The organism is Microbacterium sp. NPDC086615, assembly GCF_040686055.1.
Classification (GTDB): domain Bacteria; phylum Actinomycetota; class Actinomycetes; order Actinomycetales; family Microbacteriaceae; genus Microbacterium.
In genome coordinates, this window is the sequence record NZ_JBFBJJ010000023.1 from 26,479 (window position 1) to 39,666 (window position 13,188).

General features: G+C 72.1%; 12 protein-coding genes. 5 read left to right on the plus strand and 7 right to left on the minus strand.

All coding sequences use genetic code 11. From position 1 onward, the window contains the following. Nucleotides 1-87 precede the first annotated feature (87 nt). Together AB0O24_RS17020 and AB0O24_RS17025 are read left to right on the plus strand one after the other, a co-directional pair. On the plus strand, nt 88-792 hold the full coding sequence (locus AB0O24_RS17020) for a phosphatase PAP2 family protein (protein ID WP_275798872.1): 705 nt from the start codon (nt 88-90) through the stop codon (nt 790-792). Nucleotides 793-802: 10 nt separating this feature from the next. Continuing rightward, entirely contained in the window at nt 803-2,794 is a 1,992-nt protein-coding gene (locus AB0O24_RS17025) for a helicase HerA-like domain-containing protein (RefSeq protein WP_363376592.1), read from the plus strand. A 75-nt stretch (nt 2,795-2,869) separates the two neighbouring features. Here the strand turns inward: AB0O24_RS17025 and AB0O24_RS17030 are convergent, their stop codons facing one another. Beyond that, nucleotides 2,870-4,342, minus strand: a complete 1,473-nt coding sequence (locus tag AB0O24_RS17030; protein ID WP_363376594.1) for an MFS transporter — start codon at nt 4,340-4,342, stop codon at nt 2,870-2,872. A 74-nt stretch (nt 4,343-4,416) separates the two neighbouring features. Next, the gene (locus tag AB0O24_RS17035) at nt 4,417-5,967 is read right to left on the minus strand and encodes a carboxylesterase/lipase family protein (RefSeq protein WP_363376596.1); all 1,551 of its coding nucleotides are present in this window, start codon (nt 5,965-5,967) and stop codon (nt 4,417-4,419) included. Nucleotides 5,968-6,032: 65 nt separating this feature from the next. Here AB0O24_RS17035 and AB0O24_RS17040 point away from each other — a divergent pair, with 65 nt between their 5' ends. The 3 genes from AB0O24_RS17040 (at nt 6,033) to AB0O24_RS17050 (ending at nt 8,708) form a co-directional block, all read left to right on the plus strand. Beyond that, nucleotides 6,033-7,637 carry an SDR family oxidoreductase gene (locus tag AB0O24_RS17040; protein WP_363376598.1) on the plus strand — a complete coding sequence of 535 codons (1,605 nt, stop codon included), beginning with the start codon at nt 6,033-6,035 and terminating at the stop codon, nt 7,635-7,637. A 163-nt stretch (nt 7,638-7,800) separates the two neighbouring features. Further along, the gene (locus tag AB0O24_RS17045; RefSeq protein WP_363376600.1) at nt 7,801-8,280 is read left to right on the plus strand and encodes a MogA/MoaB family molybdenum cofactor biosynthesis protein; all 480 of its coding nucleotides are present in this window, start codon (nt 7,801-7,803) and stop codon (nt 8,278-8,280) included. Beyond that, on the plus strand, nt 8,280-8,708 hold the full coding sequence (locus AB0O24_RS17050; protein WP_363376602.1) for a molybdenum cofactor biosynthesis protein MoaE: 429 nt from the start codon (nt 8,280-8,282) through the stop codon (nt 8,706-8,708). The genes AB0O24_RS17045 and AB0O24_RS17050 overlap by 1 nt, the downstream gene beginning before the upstream one ends. Nucleotides 8,709-8,894: 186 nt before the next feature. Here AB0O24_RS17050 and AB0O24_RS17055 read toward each other — a convergent pair whose 3' ends face one another. From AB0O24_RS17055 to moaA, 5 genes are all read right to left on the minus strand, one after another. Then, on the minus strand, nt 8,895-9,131 hold the full coding sequence (locus tag AB0O24_RS17055; RefSeq protein ID WP_363376603.1) for a MoaD/ThiS family protein: 237 nt from the start codon (nt 9,129-9,131) through the stop codon (nt 8,895-8,897). Then, nucleotides 9,128-9,637: a cyclic pyranopterin monophosphate synthase MoaC gene (moaC, locus tag AB0O24_RS17060; RefSeq protein WP_275798843.1), complete on the minus strand. Its 510-nt coding sequence runs from the start codon at nt 9,635-9,637 to the stop codon at nt 9,128-9,130. Before moaC ends, AB0O24_RS17055 begins: the two co-directional genes overlap by 4 nt. Then, nucleotides 9,634-10,857, minus strand: a complete 1,224-nt coding sequence (glp, locus tag AB0O24_RS17065; RefSeq protein WP_275798840.1) for a gephyrin-like molybdotransferase Glp — start codon at nt 10,855-10,857, stop codon at nt 9,634-9,636. Before glp ends, moaC begins: the two co-directional genes overlap by 4 nt. 139 nt (nt 10,858-10,996) lie before the next feature. Beyond that, a complete protein-coding gene (locus AB0O24_RS17070; protein ID WP_363376605.1) occupies nt 10,997-11,767 on the minus strand; it encodes a HesA/MoeB/ThiF family protein in 771 nt (256 codons plus the stop codon). After that, nucleotides 11,764-12,963 (minus strand): GTP 3',8-cyclase MoaA, encoded by a 1,200-nt coding sequence (moaA, locus tag AB0O24_RS17075; protein WP_363376607.1) that lies wholly within the window; start codon nt 12,961-12,963, stop codon nt 11,764-11,766. The genes AB0O24_RS17070 and moaA overlap by 4 nt, the downstream gene beginning before the upstream one ends. Between the last annotated feature and the right edge of the window lie 225 nt (nt 12,964-13,188).

The window sequence follows — 13,188 nt, forward strand, 5'->3', positions numbered from 1 at the left end:
GCGAGGTGCGCCGCGAGAACGGGCCCAGAACACTAGCAGAGCGCGCGTCCGGCCCCGCGGCGATCCGAGAGACGGCATCATGAACCAATGGATGCCGAATCCGCCGACGTGTCCGCCCCCGTCCTCCGTTCCGAGCGCATCCGGGGGATCTTCGGGCTGACGCTCGTGGCGCTGGCGTGCGGACTCGGTGCCTGGGTCTTCTTCCGCGGGCCGACGCCGTTCGCGATCGACGTGTGGTGGAACCACCTGTTCGTCGCCGCACCGTCACCGCCGCTGCTGGCGTTCGCGCTCGCGATGGATGCCGTCGGCGGGCACTGGGTGGCGGTGTTCGTCGTTCCGCTGGGCGGGGCACTGGCGCTGTTCCTCGCGGGACGACGCTGGGGAGCGTTATACTTCCTCGCCGCCTCCGTGGGCAGTGCCCTGATCGTGCAGCTTCTCAAACACACGTTCGGCCGCGCGCGACCGGAGGACATCCTCGTGCTGTCCGATCACGGGTCCTTCCCCTCGGGCCACACGGCCAACGCGGCCACCGTGGCCGTGGTCGCCGTCGTGATCTTCCCCGCCCTGTGGGTGCGGATTGCGGGGGTCGCGTGGGTCATCGCGATGGCCTTCAGCCGCACCTACCTGCACGCGCACTGGCTCTCGGACACTCTCGGCGGTGCCCTCGTGGGCGCGGGTATGGCGCTCATCCTCGCCGCGCTCTTCGCTCACCTGCGTCTTCGCGACGACGACCGGCTGGCCGTCCGACGGACCTCGCGACGACAGGATGCCACGATCTCGGGCGCGCCGTAGGCTGGCCGCCATGAGCGACAACGGAGCGTCGTCCGCCGGTCCCTCCGACGATCCCGAGGTCGCGCGCCTGCGCGCGGCGGCCGAGGCCGCGGAAGCGGAGCTGCGCCTGGCGCGGGCGCGGGCCGATCTCGCCGAGGCGGAAGCCGCTGCGGCGCGGGCGCGCGCGGCGGCGGGCGGGGGAGGTGGGACTTCCCCTTCAGCGGAGGGAACGGACGGGCCGCCGGTGGTCGGCGGTCAGGTCGCGGACGCACCGGCCCCGGGATCCCGTGCCCCGGAGACTCCGACCGCGCCGGCCCCTACGACGCAAGCTCCCGCCGCCGAAGCGCCCGCCCCGGAGTCCCCTACGCCGCAGGCCCCCGCACCCCAGGCCCCGGCCCCCCTCACCGACGCCCAGGTCGCCGCGATCGCCGCCGGGTACGCCTCGGACGCCGCTGCTCTCGACCTCGGCGTGCTCGTCAACGGCGGGCCGGTGGCATCCGTCCCCGTCCGGATCCCGCTCGCGATGACCAACCGCCACGGACTCGTCGCGGGCGCCACGGGAACGGGCAAGACGCGTACGCTGCAGCTGCTCGCCGAGCAGCTCTCGGCCCACGGTGTGCCGGTGTTCGCCGCCGACATCAAGGGCGACCTGTCGGGGATCGCCGCTCCGGGTGCTCCCAGCGACAAGCTCACCGCGCGCGCCGCGGCCCTCGGGCAGGACTGGTCGCCGCGGTCGTACCCCACCGAGTTCTTCGCGCTGGGCGACGACGCCGCCTCGGGGATTCCCGTGCGGGCGTCGGTGTCGGGTTTCGGGCCGCTGCTGCTCAGCCGCGTGCTCGGCCTCAACGCGACGCAGGAGTCGAGCCTCGGACTCGTGTTCCACTACGCCGACGAGAAGGGTCTGGCGCTCGTCGACCTGCCCGACCTTCGCGCGGTGCTCACCTTCCTCACCAGCGACGAGGGGAAAGACGAGCTCAAGGGCATCGGCGGTCTGTCCGCCGCGACGGCCGGGGTGATCCTGCGCGAGCTCGTCGCTTTCGCCGCGGCGGGAGCCGACACGTTCTTCGGCGAGCCCGAGCTCGACGTCTCGGTCTTCCTGCGGACCGCACCCGACGGGGCCGGGATCGTGAGCCTGCTCGAGGTGCCGAACGTCGCGTCGCGACCCGAGCTGTACTCGACGTTCCTGATGTATCTGCTCGCCGAGCTGTACGAGGTGCTCCCCGAGGTCGGCGACCTCGACAAGCCGAAGCTCGTGTTCTTCTTCGACGAGGCGCACCTGCTGTTCCGCGACGCCTCGAAGGCGTTCCTCGCGGCGATCACCCAGACGGTGAGACTCATCCGGTCCAAGGGCGTCGGCGTGTTCTTCGTCACGCAGACCCCCAAGGACGTACCCGCCGACGTGCTGGCGCAGCTCGGCTCTCGCGTGCAGCACGCGTTGCGCGCGTTCACCCCCGACGACGTGAAGGCCCTCCGGGCGTCGGTGCGGACCTACCCTGACTCGGGCTACGACCTCGAGCGCGTCCTGCAGGAACTCGGTACCGGCGAGGCCGTCATCACGGTGATGAGCGAGCGCGGTGCGCCGACCCCGGTCGCGTGGACCCGTCTGTTCGCCCCGCGCGCCTCGATGTCGCCCATCCCCGCCGAGACCATGGCGGCCGCGGTCACGGCATCCCCCCTCTTCGCCACCTACGGCACCCTGATCGATCCGGAGTCGGCCCGCGAGATCCTCGGGGCTCGGATGCAGGCCGCTGCCGACGCCCGCGCCGCAGCGGAGAAGGCGAAGAAGGACGCCGCCGACGCCGCCGAGTACGCGAAGCAGAAAGCCGCGATCGACAGGGCGAACGCCGAGGCGCAGAAGAAGGCGCAGCGCGAGTACGAGCGGATCCTCAAGAGCACCGCGGCGCCACGTCGGCGCTCGAGTGCGCCCACCTCACCGCTCGACGACGTGCTGGGGCGAGGGGCGACGAAGAGCATCGTGACCGATGTGATCCGCGGTCTCTTCGGTACGAGCCGGCGGCGCTGAGAGACGGCGCGCGCCTCGGGACGCACGGCGGGAGGATCGTGGATGCCAGGGGTCCGGCATCCGCGATCCTTCGCGTCACGACCGACGCACGGAGAGCGGCATCGTCGAGGTGTCGATGAGGGGATCGGAATCCTGCCGCTCCACGAGGGCAGCGGCCTCGGCGGGCGTCTCGACCGTGGGAACCGACCCCAGCAGCGGGCGCTTCGCCGTCTCGCGCATCGCGAGGAGGGCGACGAGGCCCAGCGCCGCGAAGAGCATGATGTAGAACGCCGGCATGAGGGTGTTGCCGGTCGCGGCGATGAGGGCCTGGCTGATGAGCGGTGTCGTGCCGCCGAAGAGCGAGACGGCGACGTTGTAGGCCACCGCCATGGCCCCGAAACGCGAGGCCGTCGGGAAGAGCGCCGGAAGGGCGGATGCCGAGATCGCGACGTAGAACGCCACCGGGACGGCCGCCATGCACAGGGCGACCATCACGGCCCACATCTCGCCGATCTGCATGATGAGGAACGCCGGCACGAGCAGGACGAGCGCCGAGCCCGCGGCGATCGCGTACACGGGCTTGCGTCCGATGCGGTCGCTCAGGCGTCCGATGAAGGGGAGGGCCGCGGACATCACCACGAGAACGGGAACCGTCGCGACGGCGGCCGTGAGGTTCGACACCCCGACCTCCTCTTCGAGGTAGACGGGCATGTAGCTCGTCAACGCATAGCCCGCCGTGTTCGTGGCGGCCACCAGCGCGATGCCGATCAGCAGCGCACGCCAGTGGTGCCGAACGATCCCGCCGAGACCCTGGCGAGCCAGCGGATCGTCGGCGTCGCGCTCGTCGACCGCGCTCGTCTGCTCGAAGGACGGGGTCTCGGGGATGCGCAGGCGGAACCAGATCGCGACGATTCCGAGGGGGATCGCGAGCAGGAACGGGATGCGCCAGCCGTACTCGACCATGGCGTCGGGACCCGAGATCGAGGTCGTGATCGCCGTGACAACCGCCACCGCCGACGCTCCGGCGGCGAAACCGATGTACGACCCCACGTCGAGGAACGACGACCAGAACCCGCGGGTGCGGTCGGGCGAGAACTCCGAGACGTAGGTCGTCGCACCGGCGTACTCGCCGCCGGTCGAGAAGCCCTGCACCATCTTGAGCACGTAGAGCGGCACGATCGCCCACAGGCCGATCGCCGCGGAGGTCGGGAGCAGGCCGATCAGGGCGGTGGCCGCGGCCATCATCGCCATCGTGAGGAAGAGCACCTTCTGCCGACCGATGCGGTCGCCGAGCGGGCCGAGGACGAAGCCGCCGAACGGTCGCACGAGGAAAGAGATCGCGAAGCCCAGGAGCGTGACCAGGAGGCCCCACGGGTCGGGGAGGTCGGAAGTGAAGACCACCGACAGCGTGACCGCCAGATAGCCGTAGATGCCGAAGTCGAACCACTCCATGAAGTTGCCGACGACGGTGCCGCCGATGGCGGTGCGGACGCGTTTCTTGTCGACGACGATGACGTCGTCGACGTCGAGCCGGGGAGTGGGGGATGCCGAGGGGCGATTCTCGTTCATCCTTCTAGCGTTACCCCGATCGGTGCCCGGATGCCAGCCGAGGCGCCTCGTGCCGACTCAGTGCTATCCGGGTGCTAGCGGAAGGTCAGCACCTCGTCGCCCCACGCGCGACGGAGGTCGGCGTCGAGGTCGTCGACGACCTGGTCGTGCCGATCGATGACGAGCGTGGCGCGGGAATCCCTCGTGAAACGGGGCCAATCGGCGGCTCCGGATGCCGCGGGCTCCCCGCCGTGGGCGAAAGCGCTCCATCGCTCCTGCATCCTTCGGGACAGCTCTTCACCCGTGCGCCGTCCGCCGAGGCGGAAGGTCATGTCCTTCGATCCACCGTCGAGGTTCCCCCACACGTAGACCACCTCGCTGCCGTGCGTCGCCCCGAGTCGGAGGAGGCGGAGGAACGGCGTGCTGTAGTCGAAGCGGTAGAGGTGCACCGGCGCGACAGCGCTGTGCCCCTCGGCGAGCCACAGGGTGGGCAGGCGGAATCCGATGTCGCCCGCGATCCCGAGGCCTAGCGCCCGGTGACGCAGACGCTCGTACGCCGCGAGCACCTGCGCGCGATCGGGCAGGGCGACCTCGGGACTCTCGGCGGCGATGTCGGCGAACATCCGCTCGAGCCGCTCGCCGGTGACCGGGATGAGGGGCGACTTCATGTAGGCGAACAGAGAGGCTTCGTCTTTGTTCGTGCCGATGAGGAGAGGTACCGGGAGAGCACGACCTTCGCTGAGCACCGTGATGGGCGCCTCCGGCACCAGGTCGCCGTCGATGTCCGGCGAGAAGGCGAGGGTTCCGGGGTCTTCCTCGGGAACGTCCGCGAAGAGCCGCTGTCCGGCCTCGGCCAGCGTGGCGGCATCGTGCGCGCGCAGCGAAGCGGCGGCATCCGGGGCGTCCGGGCCGATCCCGAGGAAGGAGAGGAACCGTGCCGCGACGCGCCCGGCGCGCTCGCGCCCGTAGACGCTCGACGCGGGTGAGGACTCGGCGATCGCGCGGTGGAGGAGTCCGGATGCCGAGGGCGTGGCGAGGAGGGTCGTCACCAGGCCCGCACCCGCCGACTCCCCGAAGACCGTCACCCGCTCGGGGTCGCCTCCGAAGGCCGCGATGTTGCGCTGCACCCACGCCAGGGCGAGGAGGACGTCCCGTAGCCCCAGATTGCCGTCGAACCCGGCATCGGGGAGCGCGGCGTCGAGGTCGAGGAAGCCGAACGCGCCGAGTCGGTAGTTGAGGGTGATCACCACCACGTCGCCCGCGGTGGCCAGCCGGGCACCGTCGTACGTGCGCTGACTTGCCGCGCCGAACACGTACGCCCCGCCGTGCAGCCACACCATGACCGGACGCGGGGCCGGGGTGTCGGCATCCGGAGTCCAGACGTTGAGGAAGAGGCAGTCCTCGTCCTGCGCGATGCCGTCGCCGAGAGGGAGCGGGCTGGGCGGCTGCGGGCAGGCGGGGCCGAAGGAGACGGCGTCGATCGTGCCGGCGAGATCGGCGGCAGGGAGCGGTGCGCGCCAGCGGAGATCGCCGACGGGCGCCTGCGCGTAGCGGATGCCGAGCCATCGCCGCGCGCCGTTCTCGATACGGCCGCGGAAGGATCCGGCCGGGGCTTCGGCCACGGGGCCGGTCGCGGAGGTGGGCACGCGCTCACCCTAGCGCCGCCGTCAAGCCCCCGGGGATGTCACAGGCCCGGCGTACCGTGTCGGGCATGAGCGAGCTCACCACCCCGACCGGACGTGAACCGGCCCTCATCGCCCAGCCCCGGCCCGACGGATCCGCGCCCCGCGCTCTCGTGCTCGGAGCGACCGGGTACCTGGGTGGACGGCTCGTGCCGCGCCTGCTGTCGGCTGGGTACAGGGTGCGCGTCCTCGCACGCGATCCCGCCCGTGCCGCGGCGTTCCCGTGGGGCGGCGACGTCGAGGTCGTTCAGGGCGATGCGACGGATGCCGAGGCGGTGCACGAAGCGGTGGACGCCGTCGACATCGTCTACTACCTCATCCATTCGATGGGTGGAGGCAAGGATTTCGAGGCCACCGACCGGCGGGCCGCTCAGACGGTCGCCGACGCCGCAGCGGCGGCATCCGTGAGTCGCATCGTCTATCTCGGGGGTCTGCATCCGGTCGATGCACCGCTGTCGGCGCACCTGCGCTCGCGCGTCGAGGTCGGGGAGATCCTGCTGGCCAGCGGTGTGCCGACTCTCGTGCTGCAGGCCGGGGTCGTGATCGGTTCGGGGTCGGCGTCGTTCGAGATGGTGCGCCACCTCACCGACGTGCTGCCGTACATGCCCGCTCCGAAGTGGGTGCGCAACCACATCCAGCCGATCGCGGTGCGCGACGTGCTGCACTACCTGCTGGGGGCGGCGCGGGTCGCGCCGAACGTCAATCGCGCGGTCGACATCGGCGGCCCCGACGTTCTGCGGTACGGGCAGATGATGAACGGCTACGCGCTCGAAGCGGGTCTGCACCAGCGGCCGATCGCGTCGCTGCCGGTGCTGACGCCGCGGCTCGCCTCGCACTGGGTCAACCTCGTCACGCCGATCCCCAAGGCGATCGCGCGCCCACTCGTGGAGTCGCTGCAGAACGACTGCGTCGTGAAGGACCGCGCGGTCGACGATCTCATCCCCCGCCCCGAGGGCGGGCTCATGCCGTATCGAGCCGCCGTGAAGCTCGCCCTGCGCCGCGTGAACGACGACACGATCGAGACGAGCTGGCAGGATGCCGAGGTCTCCGGCGTCCCGAGCGACCCGCTGCCGAGCGACCCCGACTGGGCGGGACGGCTCGTGTACACCGACATCCGCACGATGCACACGACCGCGAACGCCGCCCAGCTCTGGTCGGTCATCGAGGGGATCGGCGGCGAGAACGGCTGGTACTCCTCGCCGCTGCTGTGGGCGATCCGCGGGTGGATGGATCGTCTCGTGGGTGGTGTGGGACTCGCCCGCGGGCGGCGGAGCCGATCGGTCGTGACGGTCGGCGACGCGCTCGACTTCTGGCGGGTCGAGGCCATCGAGCCCGGGCGCCTGCTGCGGCTGCGGGCCGAGATGAAGGTTCCCGGGGGCGCCTGGCTCGAGCTGCGCGCGACGCCCGAGGGCGACGAGGCGCGCTTCGACCAGCGGGCGCTGTTCTTTCCCACCGGGCTGGCCGGCCGCCTGTACTGGCTCGCGGTCCTGCCCTTCCATGGCCTCATCTTCAGCGGGATGGCCCGGCGCATCACCGCCGCGGCCGAGCACGTGCAGCGCGAGGATCCCGAGCCGAAGGCCGAGGCAGGGCGGATCGCGCCCGAGGTGCCCGAGGTCGAGACGGTCGGCGGGTGACGGGGTCGCGGCGACGCGAGGTGGATTCGCGGGACGGCGCCGCGCTCGCGGCCGCGTGGCCGTCGGTCGGTGACGCGCACAGGCCCTGGCGGCGGGCCTGGGTGCGAGGTGGCACCCCGGGAGCGGCGGAACGCCGTCCCTCCGCGACGCCTAGGCTGATCCCGTGCCGCATGTCGCCCGGGTGATCACCGTTTCCGACCGCTCCGCCGCAGGTCTTCGCGAGGATCGCGGTGGGCCGCTCGCGGTCTCGCTGCTGCGCGACGCGGGCTTCGAGTGCGCGGAAGCGGTCGTCGTGCCCGATGGTGCCGACAGCGTCGAGGCCGCCCTTCGCTCCGCCGTCGAGGCCGGACCCGGGTTGATCGTCACCACCGGTGGCACCGGGATCGCTCCGCGTGACCGCACGCCCGAGGGGACGGCCCGAGTGCTCGATCGCGAACTCCCGGGCATCGCGGAAGAACTGCGGCGCCGCGGCCTCGCCGACACCCCGCTCGCGGTGATCTCGCGCGGCCTCGCCGGGATCGCCGACCCCGGCACCCTCGTGGTGAACCTTCCCGGATCCACGCGGGCCGTGGCATCCGGAATCGCCGTGCTCGTCGAGCTCGCCCCGCACGTCCTCGACCAGCTCGCCGGAGGAGACCACTGATGAGCGCCGTCCGCATCGCCCGCCTGTCCGAGGAGCCGCTCGATCTCGACGCGCACCTGCGCGCGGTGGAAGACGACGCGTCGGGCGCCGTCACGACCTTCGTCGGTCGCGTGCGCAACACGGATCCGGATGCCGACGACGCCGTCGTCGCGCTGGAGTACAGCGCGCATCCCGACGCGCCCGCCGCTCTCCACCGCATCGCGGAGGCGGCCGCCGCGGGTACCGACGCGATCGTCGCCGTGAGTCACCGCGTCGGCCGGCTCGACGTGGGCGAGGCCGCGGTCATCATCGCCGTGGCATCCGGTCACCGCGCCGAGGCGTTCGAGGTGTGCCGCACCGTGATCGAGACGATCAAGACCGACCTACCGGTGTGGAAGCGGCAGGTCGAGGCCGACGGCACGACGGCGTGGAAGGGCCTGGGCGGCTAGACCGGTCGCGCTGCGGTCAGCGCGCGTGGTTCGGCGGGGAGTGGTGCCCCGGCGGGCGGGGGAGTGGCGCGCGCGGATTGCGGCGCGCAGCCGGCATAAACGCCATCCGCGCACATAAACGCGTGCAGAGCGTGTTTCTGTGCGCGAACAGCGTTTATGGGGAGCGAACGACGCGGAGCGGCCCGATCAGCCGCCCGCGAACGGCGGGAGCACATCGACGTGCGTGACGCCGTCCAGGGGCGCGTCGTCGTCGTGACGCGTGCCGTCGACGAGCACGGCGCAGCGGTCCAGGATGCCGACGAGGGCAGGGTGGTCGGCGACGACCGCCGTCCGCAGCGCCGACAGGGAGGACTCGGTGCGGTCCTCGGCATCCGTTCCCGCGGCCTCCGCGGCAGCGGCGAAGTACCGGACCCGGACGCTCACGCGCCGGCTCCCTCGTCGGGGGCGGAGCCGGCGGGCTCGCCCGGCCGCACCCAGTCGCCCGACTTCCCGCCGGTCTTCGACACGATGCGGACGTTCTCGATGAACGTGCTCTTGTCCATGCCCTTCACCATGTCGACGATCGCGAGGGCGGCGACCGAGACGCTGGTCAGGGCTTCCATCTCGACGCCGGTGCGGTCGGCGGTGCCGACGGTGGCCTCGATCTCAACGCCGTCGTCGGTGATCTCGAGATCGACCGACGCACGGTGCACGCCGATCACGTGCGCGAGGGGGAGGAGCGCCGGCGTCGACTTCGCTGCCTGGATGCCGGAGATGCGCGCCACGGCCAGCACGTCGCCCTTCGGGGCGGTGCCGTCGCGCAGCGCCGCGACCACCTCGGGCGCGCAGCGCACGAAGCCGCGGGCGGTCGCGGTGCGGACCGTGGGCTGCTTGAGGGTGACATCGACCATGCGGGCGTGGCCCGCGGCATCCAGGTGCGTGAAGGTCATGGAATCAGCATGACATCGAGCGCGTCGCCCACCGACACGGCGGACACCTCGGCGGGCACGATCGCGAACGCTTCGGCTCGCGCGAGAGAAGCGGCGAGGTGCGAGCCCGACCCGCCGGCCGTGGCCGGTCGGACGGTTCCCGCGACGAGATCGACCGCGGCCGGGAGGTACTGGCGGCGTCCGGGCGGTGTCGTCCAGGCCTCGGATGCCGTGAGCCGGGCGATGCGCCGATCGAGCACCGCGCGTCCCTGCAGGGCCAGGAGGGCGGGCCGCACGAACACCTCGAACGACACCGCGACGCTCACGGGGTTGCCGGGGAGGCCGAAGACGAGACGCCCGTCGGCGAGAGCGCCGAAGGCCTGGGGCTTGCCGGGCTGCATCGCCACCTTCTCGAAGGCGATGCGGTCGGACAGGGCGAGGCGCACGGGCTCATAGGCCCCCGCGCTCACGCCGCCGGTGAAGACCACCACATCGGCGCGCGAGACGCGCGCGAGGACGGTCTCGATTCCCGCCGGATCGTCGCCGACTCGGTCGACGAGCTCGATGTCGGCGTCGGCGGCCGCGACGAGCGCGGCGAGCAGTGTCGCGTTCGAGTCGGGGGTCTGCCCGCGCGTGGGCGTGTCGCCCGGGGCGACGAGCTCGCTTCCGGTGGAGACGACAGCGACACGGGGGCGGCGGCGGACGGCGACCTCGGCGACCCCGGCCGCGGCGGCTGCCGCGAGAGCAAAGGGGCCGAGGTGTTCTCCCGCCGAGAGGACGACGTCGCCGGCGCGGGTGTCGCCGCCGCGCCGACGGATGAAGGCGCCCGCGGCGGCGGGGGCGCGGAGGACCTCGATCGTGTCGAGCGAGTCGGCGAGGCCCCCGGCGGTGTCTTCGAACGGGACGATCGCGTCGGCGTCGGCGGGAACAGCGGCGCCCGTCATGATGCGCGCCGCCTGGCCCGGCGCGAGGGAGGGGTCGTCGGCGGTGCCGGCCGGCAGGTCGGCGATCACTCGCAGGGACACCGGGTGCTCGGCATCCGCCCCCTCGACGTCGGCGAAGCGGACCGCGAAGCCGTCCATCGAGGAGTTGTCGAAGCCGGGGAGGTCGTGCGCCGCGAGCACGGGCTCGGCGAGGGTGCGGCCGGAGGCCTCGGACAGCGACACGGTCTCGGCGGGGAGAAGCGAGGCGGCGGCGAGCACCCGGGAGCGGTGCTCTTCGACGGTGAGGAGTTCGGTCACGCTCGGGCCTTTCGAGTCGGGGCGGCGTGTGCCGCCGCCTGTCGTGCATGTCTTCCCGTCCCCGGATAGCGCTGAGGTGCGCTGTTTGTCCGGCGCGAGTGTGCCACCGCGTGCATTTCGTGCACCTCAGCGTGGGTTGTCACGGTCGCCTCGCGGGGCTCAGGGGGATGACGTCGTGGCGGGCGCGCAGCGCGTCGATGACGACCACGCGCCCGAGCAACGGTTCGCCGGCGCCGGTGACGAGCTTGACGGCCTCGGTCGCGAGCAGACCGCCGACCTGCACGCACAGGGAGCCGAGCACGCCGACCTGCGCGCACGTCGGCGGTTCGCCCGCCGATCCGGGCGGAAAGAGGTCGCCGAGCACGACCGGTGCGTGTCCCTCGGGCGGGGCCGACCAGAAGACGGTCACCTGGGCGGCCCACTCCTGGACGGCTCCCCAGACGAGAGGGATGCCGAGGGCCTCGGCCGCGGCGGCGACCGCTTCGCGCGTGTCGAAGGTGTCGCTGCCGTCGATGACGAGGTGGGCGCCGTCGAGCAGTTCGCGGGCATTGTCGGAGGTCAGGCGTACCGTGCGCTCATGGACGACGGTGAGGGGCGAGAGATCGCGAACGGCGCGGGCGGCGGATGCCGTCTTGGCGGTGCCGATGTCGTCGACGCGGTGAGCGAGCTGACGCTGCAGGTTGGTGCGTTCGACCGTGTCGTCGTCGATGATCACGAGCTCACCGACGCCCGCCGCGGCGAGCGAGAGCAGCACGGGGGAGCCGAGTCCTCCGGCGCCCACCACGGCGATACGCGCGGCCGCGATCCGCCGTTGCCCCTCCTCACCGATACCGGCGAGCACGGCGTGACGCGCCGTGCGGATGAGTTCTTCGGGGGCGAGGGATGCCACCGGCTCGACGAGCGGCCTCATCCGCCGATCGCGCTCATCGTGCGCTCGGGCTGGACGAAGTCGGCACGCGCGAGCCCCACGCGATCGGAGCCGTGGGCGCGGGGCTTGAGCCACATGGCATCCCGCCAGATCTGCGCGAGACCCTCGTCGTCGGCGCCGTCGCGGAGGGCCGTGAGCAGGTCGGTCTCTTCGTGCGAGAACAGGCACGACCGGATGCGGCCGTCGGCGGTGACGCGCGTGCGTGAGCAGGCCGCGCAGAACGGTTCGGTGACCGACGAGATGATGCCGACGTGCCCGGCGAGGGCGGTCTCGCCGAGGCGGCGCACCTCCCAGCGCTCAGCGGGCGCGGCGCCCCGGCCCCGGGGGTCGGCGGTGAGGGTGAAGGCCCCCTCGATCGCGGCGCGGATGTCGCGGGCCGGGATGACGTTGGTCGCGCTCCATGACCGGTCGCCGTCGAGGGGCATGTCCTCGATGAAGCGCATCTCGAAGCCGTTCGACACGGCCCAGTCGACCAGGGGGACGACCTCGGTGTCGTTGATGCCCCGGAGGAGCACAGCGTTGATCTTGATGGGGCCGAGGTCCGCGGCGCGCGCGGCCTGGAGACCTGCGAGCACCTTGTCGAGGTGCGGGCGGCGCGTGAGCTCGGCGAAGGTCCCGGGGTGGAGGGTGTCGAGCGAGACGTTCACGCGGTTGAGGCCGGCATCCTTCAGGGTCTGGGCGCGGCGGTCGAGGCCGACAGCGTTCGTCGTCAGCGAGATCGGCAGATCGGGATTGTCGGCGCGGATGCCGGCGATGATGTGCTCGAGGTCCTTGCGCACGAGGGGCTCGCCGCCGGTGATCCGCAGTTCTTCCGCGCCCAGGGAGTGCACAGCGACGCGGACGATGCGCCGGATCTCGTCGGCGCTCATCAGCTGCGACTGCGGGAGCCACGGCATCCCGTCGGCCGGCATGCAGTACGTGCAGCGGAGGTTGCACTTGTCGATCACCGAGACGCGCAGGTCGGTGGCGACCCGGCCGAAGCGGTCGAGGAGACCGCCGCTCCGCGGAGCGCCGGCGACAGGTTCGTGCGCGGGGCGCTCAGGATTCGCCGGCGCGGGGCCGGTTCCGCCGGTCGTGCGGACCGCGCCGAGCCCGCTCACCGCGCCGTTCGCGGTCACGGTCGCGCCGAGGGGGACGACGACCGGACCACGCGTCGCGCTCGCGTGCTCGGCATCCATGGGTCGAGCCTAGGTCAGCGGAGAGGAGGCGGGGGCGTGAGCAGGGGATCCGGAGTGGGCGGCGGGATGGCTGCCGCGGCGCTGCGTTTTGAGATGGGAGGAGATTCGGGGAGGGGAGGACGGAGCCGCGGGCGGGGTCAACGGGTCAGTGCAACACCCTGATTGAGGGGTGTGGCGGTGTTCAGCGTTTTGCGGAGTGTGAAGCGGGAGTTCTGGCGAGGTATC